This window comes from Gordonia sp. NPDC003422, assembly GCF_053588675.1.
Window position 1 is genome coordinate 1,285 of record NZ_JBSFQL010000064.1, and the last position, 1,420, is coordinate 2,704.

Genomic DNA, 1,420 nt, shown 5'->3' on the forward strand with positions numbered 1-1,420 from the left:
ACGTGCCTCCTCCTCGGCGTTGCGTGCCCGAATGCGGTAGTCCCCCGGCGTTTTCGGTTGGTGGCCGGGGAAATGCGTGTCGTCGATCGCCGGGGTGCCGCGGGTGGCACGAGCATGGCGGGCCACTTCGACCGGTCCGCCGCCATCGAGGGCGCACACGATCACCTCATCGGTGCCCGGATGATGCCGCACCCACACCGATTGTCCCAACAGCGTTGCCGGAACGGAGTATTGGCAATGCTCGAAGGCGATCATTGGTGTGTTCTTGGGCACCTGACGAGTCACCCCCAACCCGGCGGTGTGTGGCATGTCCGGGATCGGATGCAACCGGGGACGTTCGGCGGCGAGCATCTCGACCGGCCGCCGACCGGTGGTGCGGTGCTCACGGTCGTTGACCTCGATCATGAACTGCTCACACGCCGCGACCACGTCGGCGAACGACTCGTAGGCGTCGAGCAGATTCGTGTCGGTGGGCACGATATCGGCTTTGGCCAGTTTCACCGCGTTCTCCACCCCGCCCTTGGTCGCCGGATCGGCCGGCTCGCAGGTGAGCACCGTGGTGCCATAGAAGCGGCTGAACGACACCGCATCACGGTTACGGACCGGCACCCCGGCGATATGGCCGGTGGTGACGGTTTTCTCGTTGTCGGTCAACACATACGTCGGTGCGCCACCGATGATGCGGAACACCCGGTCCAAACCGGCGAACACACTCGGCGCGGTCCGATCACGCAACGCGATGACCACCCGATACCGGCACCATGCCAGCCACGCCACCAACAACACGACCTTGCGGCCATCAACAACCGGTCCATCACCGAAGTCGTACTGCAGCCACAACCCGGGCTCGGTGATCCACGGCCGGTGTACCCGCGTATTACCCAGGCGCCATTGGGCTTTCACTTCCGCCACGGCACGCCGCGTGGTACGTTCAGTGCCGCTATAGCCCAGTGCGACAAGCTTTTCGTGCGCCTTGTCGGCGCGGATCTTTCCGTTCGTGTCCTGCACCCACCCCTCGATATGAGGCAGGAAATCGTCGATCAACCGGGCGCGGCGCACCGCCGGCGCCAGCCCGGCGGCACGATCGGCGACCGCCCGCTTCACCGTGTGGTGGGAGCAGCCGCATAACTGCGCGGCAGCCCGGTACGACCCGGTCAGGTCGTAGGCATTGAGTATGTCCATGAGTTCTCCGTCAGACTTCAAGAAGGGCCTCTCCCGTGAGTGAGTTCGATACGACAGGCATCGCTATCGAAGCCACGGGAGAGGCCCGCTCAGCGCAGACGCGCCGTCGGATGAGACAGGTGTGGGCAAAATCGTGTCCGCCAACGGGCACTTTCGTGACCGCACATGGGCAGTCCTTATTGGCCGTCAGCGGGCACTTTCGTGACCGCCCATGGGCAGTTTTTCATGTCCGCTGACA

The 1,420-nt window shown here is 64.4% G+C and carries 1 protein-coding gene; it reads right to left on the reverse strand.

Annotated features, from left to right (window positions below):
* The coding region (gene istA / locus ACWDTF_RS24730) for an IS21 family transposase (RefSeq protein WP_449755240.1) at nt 1–1,203 on the reverse strand (1,203 nt) is incomplete at its 3' end.
* Between the last annotated feature and the right edge of the window lie 217 nt (nt 1,204–1,420).